Raw genomic sequence first — 12,169 nt, forward strand, 5'->3', positions numbered from 1 at the left:
TTACAGTCATGGAAAACAAACCTTTCTCCACTTCTATTAAACTTCATTCGGTGTTGGTATTTTATTTTTTATTATTTTACAAGAAAAGTTAGCCTTTGTCAATATATTCTATGAAAATTTTTGACCTTTCATTTCTTTTTTCAGAAAGAGCGAATCCTTCTTCTCTCTATCCTTTAAAGGTCACAATAGTGGCGCCACTGCCTCCAGCATTTTGTGGGGCATAGCCGAAAGTCTTGACATGCTTGTTTCTTTGTAGGTATTTGGTGACACCTTCACGGATGACTCCCGTACCAATACCGTGAATGATGTCGACTTGCGCCATATTGTTTAGCAGAGCTTGGTCAATAAAGGCGTCCAGCTCATTCATGGCTTCTTCGTAACGTTTGCCTCGGAGATCTAGTCTTGCTTGCGGACCACGACCAGAAGCTCGTTTCACGACATTAACTTGTTTTTTCTTGACTGGAGCTTCTTGTTGAGCCTGAACAAGATCAAATTCCTTTTCTTCCAGGGTCATCTTAATCAAACCAACTTGGGCTTCCCAACGGCCATCCTTGAGCTGATTGGTCAAGGTTCCACGCTGACCATAACTGAGAACCACGATATCATCTCCAACCTTTGGAGCTCGTTTTTTCTTGGCTTTTTGAAGAACCTTGTTTTTGGACAAGTCGACTTTTTCAGGAGCCAGTTTTTTCAACTCAGCCTTAGCTTCAATGATTTCGTGGGGTTTGAGTTGAGACTTACTGTGGAGGTTTTTCAGGATTTGGTCACTCTCACTTAGAGCGAGTTCCACAATCTCAGCAGCTTGTTCACGCGCCTTGTTAAGCTCTGTTTCCTTCTCGCGATTGAGTTCGTTGTAGAGCTTTTTGAGAGCACGGTTCATCTTGAGGTTTTCTTGCTCGACCTCACGGATATTGTCCAAGCGTTTACGGCTTTCAAGCGTTTGCTCTTCCAATTGTTCAATGATACGGTTGACATCATTATCTTGATTGACCTGCTGGCTAGCATCTTCGACAATGACATCTGACAAACCCAGACGTTTGGCAATTTCAAAGGCATTACTTCGACCAGGAACTCCCTGCATAAAGCGATAGGTCGGACGCAGACTGGCTGTATCAAACTCCATGCTGGCATTTTGCACAAAGGCTGTCTCAATACCATAGGCCTTGAGTTCTGGATAGTGGGTCGTCGCCATGGTCTTGACCTGACGGAGACGAAGATCCTCCAAAATAGCCATAGCGAGGGCTGCCCCTTCCTGCGGATCGGTACCTGCCCCAAGCTCATCTAGCAATAAGAGCGAGTGCTGATTGACCTTGCCAAGAATATCTACGATATTGGTCATGTGGCTCGAGAAGGTAGACAGGCTTTGCTCGATAGACTGCTCATCCCCGATATCTGCGAAGATTTCTTCGAAAATAGCGACACGGCTCCCCTTATCAGCTAAAATGGGCAAGCCTGACTGGGCCATGAGTTGGGTCAAGCCCAAGGTTTTGAGCATGATGGTCTTCCCACCAGTATTGGGACCTGTAATGACAATGGCCGTTAATTCCTTACCAAAATGCACATCGTTTGCCACTGCATTTTTGACCAAAGGATGGCGAACATGAAGGAGTTGAATCTCTTGATTCTCTGAAAGTTGGGGAACGACTGCTTGTCTTTCTTGGATGAAACGCACCTTGGCACGAATCAAGTCTAAATGGCCGATAATCCATGCGTTATTAGCAATCTCAGCAGCATGAGGACGAACCCGTTCCGATAACTCCTGCAGGATACGAATCATCTCGTAGCGCTCATCTGCTCGCAAACTAGCGATTTCTTCGCTCAGTTTCACGACCTCACGGGGTTCGATATAGACTGTATTCCCACTGGCAGAGATGTCATGGACAACACCCGCAATCTTATTGCGATAGGTATTCTTGACTGGTAAGACTTGACGGCCATTTCTGCTAGCGATTATGCTTTCCGTCAACATCTGCGCTTTTTGCTTGAGCAAGTCTTGCAAGACATCTCGAACTTGACTCTCGCTATCATGGATTTTCCGACGGATGCGTGCCAGTTCTTCGCTGGCAAAATTCTCGATAAATCCTGCATCATTTAGGGCTTGGAGACTTCCTTGCAAGTGTGGAAAATCATGTAGTTTTTCAAACCATCTCGCCAACTGATCCAAACGTATATTTTCAAGATTGGCATAAAAACCTTGCAACTCTCTGCTAGCAAGCAAGACTCGTTTGAGGAGCAGGAACTCCTCAATATTGAGGTCTGCCCCCATCTCCAGACGCTTGCAAACAGCTGATATCTCACACGTCGCTAGTATGGAAAAGTGAGGTTGCTCCACAAATAGGGCTTGCATTTCCTCCATCTCTGTAAAGGCTTGCTTGATCTTATCCACCTTAGCAGTTGGAACCAAGCTTTTTAACTCCTCTAGTCCTTGTTCTGTCAAGAGATGAGGTTCAAATAAGGCTTTGATTTTATTAAATTCTAAGGTTTCTAGTATTTTTGTATTCATATTCTTTCCTTGTATGCTTGTTTATAAGATTATAGCAACTGGAGGTTTTGACCTAGTCCCCCAATCTGTAAACAAAGGGCTAGGAAAAATCCCGCCCTTTTTATCCGATTAAATTTGTCACCCAGAGTTGTTTGATAAAGTTTGTCGTAAAAGGGACACTTTGGATGATGTTTTTAGCTACTATACTTTTTTCGAGTGAATTTTGAATGACTGCTAGAGGCACCGTTGCAAGAATGGTCAGAGCCATTTGCAAGACAAATAAGGTTACCAATAGCGACAATAGGCCTGCTCCCATACGGAACCATTTGACATCGAGCTTTTTAGTTGGAATCAAGTGTAGGAACAAACCGATAAAACGTCCGATACTGTAACAAATTCCGAAAACTAAAAGGTAGGCGAGACCCGCATAAAAGACCTTGTCTAGCTGAAAAAGCTGGTCTGAAGGGAAGAAAAAGGTGCCCTGTCCTTCCTGAGGATTGGCATAAGGGACAAGCAAGTGGAAGTGGTCTCCCAGTGATTTATAAAACTGTCCCGCAACAAAGGCTGAAATCACTGCAACGAGGAAATAATAAACTTGCAACACCAAACCTCTACGGTAGCCGATGTAAAAGCCCCAAGCCAGAACCAATAAGAGTAGGATTGAAATCATAGGGAATCCTCAATCTTGCTCTGTTCTTGTTTGACAGCAATCAACTTGTGGCGGAGTTCTAACAACTCTTGCTCCTTGTCATCAAATTCAATCTCACGATTGAGCTGTGTAGACAGGCAATTGACCGCTAAAAGAAGCGCAATAGTTTCATCATCCGCCCCAGGCATTTGTTCTTTAATTGCTTGGTATTTTTCAGTCGCAACCTTGGCAATTTCCTCCATAAAGAGGTTGTCATGCTCGGTTGTTAAGGTTAATGTCTTTTTTCCGAATGTAAACTTATATCGATTTAGATTTGCCATAAAATTCACCTCACGATATTATACCAAATTTCGCTAACTTTGTCAGTTTTTACCAATTCTCCTGCTTTTGTGGTACAATAGAGACTATGGCAAGTATCACACTCACACCAAGTGAACAGGAAATTCAGAGCTTTTTAAGTCAGTATCAGAAGGCTCTCAGTCCTAGTAAAAATCCTTATATTCGCTATTTTTTGCGACTGCCTCAGGCAACGGTTTCCATCTATACTTCTGGAAAAGTCCTCCTGCAGGGCGAAGCTGCTGAGCAATACGCCAGTTTCTTTGGCTATCAGGTTCAACAAGAAAACAGTGGACAAGATTTTCCTATGATTGGGACTGATGAGGTGGGAAATGGTTCCTACTTTGGTGGTCTAGCTGTCGTGGCTTCCTTCGTGACACCTGATCAGCACGATTTCTTGCGAAAACTCGGTGTGGGGGATTCTAAGACTCTGACAGATCAAAAGATTCGTCAAATTGCCCCTATTCTCAAGGAAAAAATCCAGCACCAAGCGCTTCTCCTTTCACCGAGCAAGTACAACGAAGTTATCGGAGAGCGTTACAATGCTGTTTCTGTAAAAGTTGCCCTTCACAATCAGGCTATTTTTCTCCTACTTCAAAAAGGAGTCCAGCCAGAAAAAATCGTCATTGATGCTTTTACAAGTCCTAAAAACTATGACAAGTACTTGGCGCAAGAAGCCAATCATTTTCCAAACAAGATCACTTTGGAAGAAAAAGCTGAGGGCAAATACCTGGCTGTTGCAGTTAGCTCTATCATCGCGCGGGATCTCTTCCTCGAAAACTTGGAAAATCTTGGACGAGAACTGGGCTATCAACTGCCAAGTGGCGCTGGAACTGCATCTGATAAGGTTGCCAGTAAAATCCTGCAGGCCTATGGAATGAAAGGACTTCATTTCTGCGCCAAACTGCATTTTAAAAATACTGAAAAAGCCAAAGCACTTCTAGAAAGGTAAATTATGAATTCGTTTAAAACATTTCTAAAAGAATGGGGAGTTTTCTTCCTGATTATCGCACTGGTCGGTCTTAGCCGCATTTTCCTTTGGAGCAATGTCCGTGTAGAAGGACACTCGATGGACCCTACCCTAGCCGACGGAGAGGTTCTCTTCGTTGTCAAACACCTCCCAATTGACCGCTTCGACATCGTGGTTGCGCATGAGGAAGACGGAAATAAAGACATTGTCAAAAGGGTCATCGGTATGCCTGGAGATACCATCCGCTACGAAAATGATAAACTTTTTATCAATGGTGAAGAAACGGATGAACCTTACCTAGCTGAGTACCTCAACTTGTTCAAAACAGAAAAGTTGCAAAATACCTATACTGGTAAAGGATTTGAAGGCAATAAGGGAGTCTACTTTAGAGAACTTGCTCAAAAAGCACAGGCCTTTACGGTCGATGTCAATTCCAATACCAGCTTCAGCTTTACTGTCCCTCAAGGCGAGTACCTTCTCCTTGGTGACGATCGTCTAGTCTCTAGCGACAGCCGCCATGTCGGCACCTTCAAGGTAAGCGATATCAAAGGTGAAGCAAAATTCCGTTTCTGGCCACTTAACCGTATCGGAACTTTTTAAGATAAGGAAGAGGCCGAGAACGCTAAGTCTCAGTCTCTTTTTCTATTGCGAGTAGAAAACCTTTTAGCCTCCTAGCTTGTTGAAAGAAGCTAAGGGTCCAACTCTCATGAACTCATGTAAAGGAAACCTATGGAAGTTTATTTTTCAGGCACCATTGAACGGATTATTTTTGAAAATCCCAGTAATTTTTATCGCATCCTCCTCTTAGATATCGAAGATACCGATGCGGAGGACTTTGACGATTTTGAAATCATCGTTACAGGAACCATGGCGGACGTGATTGAAGGGGAAGACTACACTTTTTGGGGGCAAATCGTTCAGCACTCCAAGTATGGGGAACAGCTTCAGATCAGCCGTTATGAGCGGGCAAAACCCACTAGTAAGGGTCTAGTCAAGTACTTTTCTAGCAGCCATTTCAAGGGAATTGGACTCAAAATTGCTCAGAAAATCGTGGATAGCTACGGTGACAATACTATAGACGAAATTCTGGAGCATCCTGAAAAGCTAGAAAGCATTGCTGGACTCTCTGCCAAAAACCGTGAGGCTTTTGTCTCCACCCTCCGTCTCAACTATGGGACAGAAATGGTCTTGGCAAAACTTGCCAACTACGGCATTCCCAATAAACTAGCCTTTCAGATTCAAGACTTTTACAAGGAAGAAACTCTTGATGTGGTTGAAAATTATCCCTACCAGCTGGTCGAGGATATCAAAGGCTTGGGTTTTACCATCGCCGACCAATTAGCTGCCGAACTAGGCATCGAAAGTCAAGCTCCTGAACGCTTCCGTGCTGGTCTTGTCCACAGTCTCTTTCAAGGTTGTATGGATACGGGCGATACCTATATGGAAGCCCGTGATTTGCTGGAACAGACCCTAACTCTCCTCGAGTCTTCCCGTCCCGTGGAACTCGACCCCAGCCAAGTCGCCCAGGAACTCGCCCACCTCATTGAAGAAGACAAGGTTCAGCAGATTGATACCAAAATCTTTGATAATAGCCTCTTTTTCGCCGAAGAAGGCATCCGCAATAACTTGGTTCGTATCCTCGAAAAAGGAAAGCAAAAGAGTCATGATTTGGAAGCCATTCAAAAGCATATCGCTAGTGTTGAGGAAGAACTGGGTATCCAATACGATAGTATCCAAAAGCAAGCTATCTGTGACGCCATCCAGAACAAGGTCTTTATCCTGACAGGTGGACCTGGTACAGGTAAAACCACTGTTATCAATGGGATTATCGCTGTCTATGCCCTCTTAGAAGGACTCGATCTCAGGAAAAAAAGCAACTTACCTATTCTTCTCGCTGCACCAACTGGTCGAGCAGCTCGGCGCATGAATGAATTGACAGGTTTGCCTAGCGCGACTATACATCGCCATTTGGGGATGACAGGAGACGATGATACCAGCCATCTAGAAGATTATCTAGATGCCGACTTTATCATTGTAGATGAGTTTTCCATGGTGGATACTTGGCTAGCCAACCAACTCTTCTCCAACATTTCTTCTAACAGTAAAATTCTCATCGTGGGCGATAGCGACCAGCTACCTTCTGTTAGTCCTGGACAAGTCCTGGCTGATTTGCTCCAGATACCCCTGATTCCGCAGACTCGCTTGGAACGGATTTATCGTCAGAGCGAAGAATCAACTATCGTCACCTTGGCTAGTCAGATTCGACAAGGAATCCTGCCATCCGACTTTACCCAGAAAAAGGCAGACCGTTCCTACTTTGAAATCGCTAGTGGCCATATCCCAGCTACCATTGAGAAAATCCTCGGTGCTGCCCTCAGAAGTGGCATTCCGGCTCGCGATATTCAGGTGCTGGCGCCTATGTATCGAGGAACTGCTGGCATTGACGCCATCAACCAACTCATGCAAGACCTGCTCAATCCTCACCAAAAAGGACAAGTGAGCTTTGAAGCAACTCAGTGTCACTATCGAACAGGAGACAAGGTCATTCACCTAGTCAACGACGCTGAAGTTAATGTCTTTAACGGAGATCTAGGCTACATCACAGACCTGATTCCTGGAAAATACACCGAGTCCAAACAAGATGAGATTGTCATTGATTTTGATAGCAATGAGGTCATCTATCCTCGAAACGAATGGTACAAGATTCGACTAGCCTATGCTATGAGCATTCATAAGTCGCAGGGAAGTGAGTTTCCTGTTGTCATCCTGCCCATCACTAGTGCTAGCAAGCGCATGCTGGAACGCAATCTCATCTACACAGCCATTACACGTGCCAAGAGCAAGCTCATCCTTCTTGGCGAGTTACAGGCCTTTGACTATGCAGTCAAGCATATCGGGACTGCTCGCAAGACCTATCTGATTGAACGCTTCAGTGATTTAATTGAAAATAATATTGAAGAAAGTAAACAAGCCCTCTCTGAAACTGCCACAGCAAGTGACTCTGAACAATCCTACATCCTCACCGAGGAAAACTGGTCTAGTATTCCAGCCATGATTGGGATTACAGATGCAGACTTAAAAGAGATTTTTGGAAAATAGTACAGCAGAAAGCCCACCTAGTCAGGTGGGCTTTTTGTTTATTAATACTCAATGAAAATCAAAGAGCAAACTAGGAAGATAGCCGCAGGTTGCTCAAAGTACAGCTTTGAGGTTGTAGATAGAACTGACGAAGTCAGTAACATATATACGGTAAGGCGACGCTGACGTGGTTTGAAGAGATTTTCGAAGAGTATAAGATTATTTAACTGTTGCAGTGCTTGTGATCAATTCAACAGCTTTTTTAATAGTGATATCGTGTTTCAACATATCAGCTGAAAGCAAGTTTTGTACTTGTGCAACTTCCATATTGTAGTCTGCTGCCAATTGCTCGATTTCTTTTTGGATTTCTTCTTCTGAAGCGTCAAATCCTTCAGCTTTGGCAACTGCTTCGATAACAAGGTTAGTCTTTGTACGTGACTCAGCTTCTGCTTCGTATTGTTTGTGAAGGTCTTCTTGAGTAGTTCCAGTGATTTGGAAGTACATGTCAGGGTTGATACCTTGACGTTGCAAGTTTCCAAGGAATTCATTTACTGAACGGTGAACTTCTTCGTGGATCATTTCTTCTGGAAGTTCTACGATTTCAGCATTTTCTACAGCTTTATCGATTGCTGCACCTTCAACGGCATCTTTGTATGCTTCTTCTTTCGCAGCAGTCAATTCTTTGCGGTATTTTTCTTTCAATTCGTCAAGAGTTTCTACTTCTTCGTCGATATCTTTTGCAAGTTCATCGTCAAGAGCTGGAACTTCTTTAGCTTTTACTTCGTGAATAGTTGTTACGAATTTAGCTTCTTTACCTGCAAGGTCTTCTGCTTGGTAGTCTTCTGGGAATGTTACGATAACATCAACAGTTTCGCCAGCTGAGTGACCTACCAATTGGTCTTCAAAACCAGGTATGAATTGACCTGATCCAAGTCCAAGTGAGAAGTTTTCACCTTTTCCACCGTCGAACTCAACACCATCGATAGAACCAACGAAATCAATAACAACAGTGTCGCCATTTTCAGCAGCGCCTTCTTTGATAACCAATTCAGCCAAGTTATTGCGTTCGCGTTCGATACGTTCTTCAACGTCAGCGTCAGTTACTTCTTTTTCTACATCAACTGATACTTCAAGGTTTTTGTAGTCACCCAATTTTACTTCAGGTTTTGTCACGACTTCAGCTGTGATAACCCAGTCTTGACCTTTTTCCATTGAAGTCACATCGATTTTTGGTTGTGCAACAACTTCCAGACCAGCTTCTTTTACTGCAGCTTCATAAGCGTTTGGCAAAAGTGCGTTCATTGCATCTTGATAAAGAGCTTCTTCACCAAATTTTTGGTCGAAGATAGGGCGTGGAAGGTGACCTTTACGGAAACCAGGAACGTTAAGAGTTTTCTTTACTGAGTTAAATACACGGTCCAATTCTGGTTTGATTTGGTCTTGAGAGATAGTGAAAGTCAAGACACCACGGTTTGTTTCTTTGTTTTCAAATGATACAGACATTCTGTCATTTCTCCTTAAAATTTTTAATACAGTCCATTATACCATATAATAGCGACTTTTTTCAAGTAATGAATGCGCTTTTCAATAGTGCTAGAGGTACTTGCTCGCTTCCTTGATACTAAGTTCAGCCATTCTTTCCTTGTTTTTTTCGATGAAGCTTGTTACCCATTCCGGATTGGTTTTGGAGTAGTCTCTCAGGGCCCAACCGATGGCTTTGTTGATAAAAAATTCTGTCTGGTCCAGATTGTTTAGTAGGATCTTTTCCATCAGTTGGACATTCGTTTTCTCTTTTCTTAACAACTGGTGGTCAATAGCGACTCGTCTCAGCCAGATATTGTCTGAGAGGCTCCATTTTAAAAGCACTTCTTCAAGTTCCGGATGGTTAGCAACCAAACTCCCAACTACTCGGTCTAGGATATCTACTGTGTCCCACCAGGACTTGGTCACGACCAGACGCTCAAGCTTAGGCAAATCGTTCTCCGTCAAATAAGACTGCATAGCTTTCAAATAGTTGGCAGCCACATACTGGTATTCTCTAGCATCCTTTTCCCAGCAAGTGTCTACAAAATCCCAATCGATGAGCTTTGTTTTTTTCGCACTTGGAAAGTATTTTTTGTAGAGGGCATTTCTTTCAGGAGCTGCAATACCTAAAAAGGAAAATTGGTATCGCATATAGGCTTCCATTGGGCCTGCTTTCTCAGGGTCTTTTGCCGCTTCTAGCTCCTCAAGTATATCTGCAAAACTCATCTAAAAGTCCTCCTGCCCTACCAAGTGGTGTTGAAAGGCATAGACCGCAGCCTGGGTGCGATCGCTGACCTCAAGCTTGGCTAGAATGTTGGATACATGGGTCTTGACCGTCTTGAGTGAGATAAAGAGTTCATCTGCAATGCGCTGATTTTCGTAGCCCTTGGCGATGAGTTGAAGCACATCTCGTTCACGCGCAGTCAGATCCTCATGAAGTTCCATATGATTGCGGTGGTATTCGACCTTCTTGCTGACCTCTTGTTCAATAGCAAGCTCTCCAGCAGCAACCTTACGAACAGCGTGGAGCAGTTCGTCTGCACTAGAAGTCTTGAGCATATAACCTTTGGCACCCGCATTCAAGACAGGCATGATTTTTTCATTGTCTAGGTAAGAGGTCACAATCAAAATCTTGGCTTCAGGCCATTCTTTGAGGATGGCTAAGGTTGCATAAATCCCATTCATCTCAGGCATGACAATATCCATGACAATGACATCTGGACGCAGTTTCAAGGCCAAGTCAATACCTTGAGCCCCATTGGCAGCTTCGCCCACAACTTCTACATCGTCTTGGAGGTCAAAATAGCTTTTCAAGCCCAATCGAACCATTTCATGGTCATCTACCAGTAAAATTTTCATCTCTACTCCTTTATGATTCCTTATCTAGCAGGGGAATACGGATATCAACCGCCAGCCCTTGCTTAGGTGCTGTCAAGAGTTGAACCGTTCCTGCCATATCTTCGACCCGCTCCTTGATATTTCGCAGTCCATAACTCAAGTCATCTAAACTCCCTAACTGGAAACCAATCCCATTGTCCACCACCTTCAGCTGCAATTCAACATCAGTCTGATAGAGGTAGACATCTAAGCAAGATGCCTGGGCATGGCGGAGGGTATTGCTGATCAATTCCTGCAAAATACGGAAGATATGTTCTTCAATCTTCTTAGGCAATTTAGACACATTTTGCTTGAGGCTTACCTTGAGATCACTCTTGTCCTCAAGCTCTTTTAAGAGGATTTGAATCCCCTCAACCAAACTCTTCTCTTCCAACTCTACAGGACGCAAATGTAGGAGCAAGACCCGCAAATCTTTCTGGGCCGTTTCGAGAATGGCTGCGACACTTTGCAACTGGGTCTGCATCTTTTCTCTATCCAGCTTCAAAGCCTGCTGGCTGACACCTGATAAAATCATATGGGCTGCAAACAACTCCTGACTAACTGTATCGTGCAAGTCACGTGCAATCCGCTTCCGTTCTTTCTCGATGATTGCTTCTTCCCTGACCAGGCCTTGATTTTCAGCCTTTTGAACAGCTTCTGTCAAGAGATTGAGCTTGCCAGATAAGGACTTGAAACTGGCATCCAAGTCTGGATCTGCAAAAGAAACCACCTCTTTTCCTGCTAACAGTCGCTTGAGATTGACCTGCATTTTTCTGCGAGAAATTTCTTCCATCACCCTCCAAAAGAGGACAAAAAAGAAGGACATGGAAAGACTAAAGACAAAAATCAAGAAGATTAACTTTTCTGTTCTCTCAATATCTTGTAGCAAATAGGACCAATCAAGATTGAGAATATCAAGTAGACTATTGGTCAAAAAGAGGATAAAAAGGAGAGCAGTCAGCCCGATTAACAGATAAGATTGCTTTTTCATCCTCTGACCACCTCCACATCTCCAATCATACTGGTTAGGAAAATTTTGACGCTCTTGTTACTCTTGAGATAGTCTCTGGTCTCCTGATGATAGTGTTCATTTCGAAGGGATCTCTTAGGTTGATGAAGGAAGGTAAGATCTCCATAAAGACAGTTGACACTGAGGCTGATTTCCACATCTACAGGTACGATAATCCTAGTCGTTCCGACCATCTTTCTAAGGATAATGACATTATCATGATTGGTTAGGATAACTCTTTCTAAGTGAATGGTGTCCTTGCCCATGAGGCGAAAGAGGTTGATATCGTCAAACTGGCAGGTCTGGTGACTAGAGAAATGATGGAGATTGCCAAACCAAGGATTGCGTTCATTTTTTACTGTCATCACCTCTTCAAAGACCAAATCCGTCTCCTCTCTTTCTTGGTTCATCATTGGATAGAGAAGAAAGAGACTGTAGATCACCGCTACAAAGATAGCTAGAATCACAAAGGGATTGAGCATGACGATGAAAAAGAAAAGAATAGTCGCTACAAGGAGAAAGACGTTGTTGCCCTCTTTACCTGCATAATAGCGGAGCAAGAGCAAAAAGAGGAACAGAATCAGCAGAAAACGCGAAAAATGCTCTGATACCATCAAAATCAGAGCTCCCGTCAGCAGACAGGCTTCAATAAATAAAAAGATTTGAAATTTTTTCATAGCTGCATCCTCTCTTTCTATTTTATCACAATTTAAAAAAGTCACCTCGGTCTGAGGATGGAAAAAG

The 12,169-nt window shown here is 43.5% G+C and carries 11 protein-coding genes; 3 read left to right on the forward strand and 8 right to left on the reverse strand.

What is annotated here, in order from left to right; genetic code table 11:
• Positions 1 to 166: 166 nt before the first annotated feature.
• The 3 genes from ADI74_RS02075 to zapA form a co-directional block, all read right to left on the reverse strand.
• On the reverse strand, positions 167 to 2,503 hold the full coding sequence (locus tag ADI74_RS02075; RefSeq protein WP_049536725.1) for an endonuclease MutS2: 2,337 nt from the start codon (positions 2,501 to 2,503) through the stop codon (positions 167 to 169).
• Between the two features lie 100 nt (positions 2,504 to 2,603).
• Positions 2,604 to 3,152: a CvpA family protein gene (locus tag ADI74_RS02080; protein ID WP_049536726.1), complete on the reverse strand. Its 549-nt coding sequence runs from the start codon at positions 3,150 to 3,152 to the stop codon at positions 2,604 to 2,606.
• Complete coding sequence (gene zapA / locus ADI74_RS02085) at positions 3,149 to 3,451, reverse strand: cell division protein ZapA (RefSeq protein WP_000002028.1); 303 nt, start codon at positions 3,449 to 3,451, stop codon at positions 3,149 to 3,151. The genes ADI74_RS02080 and zapA overlap by 4 nt, the downstream gene beginning before the upstream one ends.
• Positions 3,452 to 3,537: 86 nt before the next feature.
• Between zapA and rnhC the strand changes: the two genes are divergently transcribed.
• The 3 genes from rnhC (at position 3,538) to ADI74_RS02100 (ending at position 7,536) form a co-directional block, all read left to right on the forward strand.
• Positions 3,538 to 4,419, forward strand: a complete 882-nt coding sequence (gene rnhC / locus ADI74_RS02090; protein WP_049536727.1) for a ribonuclease HIII — start codon at positions 3,538 to 3,540, stop codon at positions 4,417 to 4,419.
• A 3-nt stretch (positions 4,420 to 4,422) separates the two neighbouring features.
• Positions 4,423 to 5,037 carry a signal peptidase I gene (gene lepB / locus ADI74_RS02095; RefSeq protein ID WP_049536728.1) on the forward strand — a complete coding sequence of 205 codons (615 nt, stop codon included), beginning with the start codon at positions 4,423 to 4,425 and terminating at the stop codon, positions 5,035 to 5,037.
• Between the two features lie 129 nt (positions 5,038 to 5,166).
• A complete protein-coding gene (locus ADI74_RS02100; RefSeq protein ID WP_049536729.1) occupies positions 5,167 to 7,536 on the forward strand; it encodes an ATP-dependent RecD-like DNA helicase in 2,370 nt (789 codons plus the stop codon).
• A 198-nt stretch (positions 7,537 to 7,734) separates the two neighbouring features.
• On the opposite strand, the gene tig is transcribed toward ADI74_RS02100, so the two are convergent.
• The 5 genes from tig to liaF all read right to left on the reverse strand — a co-directional run bounded on the left by tig (position 7,735) and on the right by liaF (position 12,102).
• Positions 7,735 to 9,018: a trigger factor gene (gene tig, locus ADI74_RS02110; protein WP_000116504.1), complete on the reverse strand. Its 1,284-nt coding sequence runs from the start codon at positions 9,016 to 9,018 to the stop codon at positions 7,735 to 7,737.
• Positions 9,019 to 9,108: 90 nt separating this feature from the next.
• Positions 9,109 to 9,765, reverse strand: coding sequence for a DNA alkylation repair protein (locus tag ADI74_RS02115; protein ID WP_049536730.1), 657 nt, complete (start codon positions 9,763 to 9,765; stop codon positions 9,109 to 9,111).
• The gene (locus ADI74_RS02120; RefSeq protein ID WP_049536731.1) at positions 9,766 to 10,398 is read right to left on the reverse strand and encodes a response regulator transcription factor; all 633 of its coding nucleotides are present in this window, start codon (positions 10,396 to 10,398) and stop codon (positions 9,766 to 9,768) included.
• Positions 10,399 to 10,408: 10 nt separating this feature from the next.
• The gene (locus tag ADI74_RS02125; RefSeq protein WP_049536733.1) at positions 10,409 to 11,407 is read right to left on the reverse strand and encodes a sensor histidine kinase; all 999 of its coding nucleotides are present in this window, start codon (positions 11,405 to 11,407) and stop codon (positions 10,409 to 10,411) included.
• Positions 11,404 to 12,102 (reverse strand): cell wall-active antibiotics response protein LiaF, encoded by a 699-nt coding sequence (liaF, locus tag ADI74_RS02130; protein WP_000714479.1) that lies wholly within the window; start codon positions 12,100 to 12,102, stop codon positions 11,404 to 11,406. Before liaF ends, ADI74_RS02125 begins: the two co-directional genes overlap by 4 nt.
• Between the last annotated feature and the right edge of the window lie 67 nt (positions 12,103 to 12,169).

Source organism: Streptococcus pseudopneumoniae (assembly GCF_001074565.1).
Lineage (GTDB): Bacteria > Bacillota > Bacilli > Lactobacillales > Streptococcaceae > Streptococcus > Streptococcus pseudopneumoniae_J.

Excerpts from the sequence above, each read along its gene's own strand:
- ADI74_RS02075 (WP_049536725.1), bottom strand. The coding sequence starts at position 2,503 with ATGAATACAAAAATACTAGAAACCTTAGAATTTAATAAAATCAAAGCC.
- ADI74_RS02120 (WP_049536731.1), bottom strand. The coding sequence starts at position 10,398 with ATGAAAATTTTACTGGTAGATGACCATGAAATGGTTCGATTGGGCTTG.
- liaF (WP_000714479.1), bottom strand. The coding sequence starts at position 12,102 with ATGAAAAAATTTCAAATCTTTTTATTTATTGAAGCCTGTCTGCTGACG.
- ADI74_RS02115 (WP_049536730.1), bottom strand. The coding sequence starts at position 9,765 with ATGAGTTTTGCAGATATACTTGAGGAGCTAGAAGCGGCAAAAGACCCT.
- zapA (WP_000002028.1), bottom strand. The coding sequence starts at position 3,451 with ATGGCAAATCTAAATCGATATAAGTTTACATTCGGAAAAAAGACATTA.
- ADI74_RS02125 (WP_049536733.1), bottom strand. The coding sequence starts at position 11,407 with ATGAAAAAGCAATCTTATCTGTTAATCGGGCTGACTGCTCTCCTTTTT.
- tig (WP_000116504.1), bottom strand. The coding sequence starts at position 9,018 with ATGTCTGTATCATTTGAAAACAAAGAAACAAACCGTGGTGTCTTGACT.
- ADI74_RS02080 (WP_049536726.1), bottom strand. The coding sequence starts at position 3,152 with ATGATTTCAATCCTACTCTTATTGGTTCTGGCTTGGGGCTTTTACATC.
- ADI74_RS02100 (WP_049536729.1), top strand. The coding sequence starts at position 5,167 with ATGGAAGTTTATTTTTCAGGCACCATTGAACGGATTATTTTTGAAAAT.
- rnhC (WP_049536727.1), top strand. The coding sequence starts at position 3,538 with ATGGCAAGTATCACACTCACACCAAGTGAACAGGAAATTCAGAGCTTT.
- lepB (WP_049536728.1), top strand. The coding sequence starts at position 4,423 with ATGAATTCGTTTAAAACATTTCTAAAAGAATGGGGAGTTTTCTTCCTG.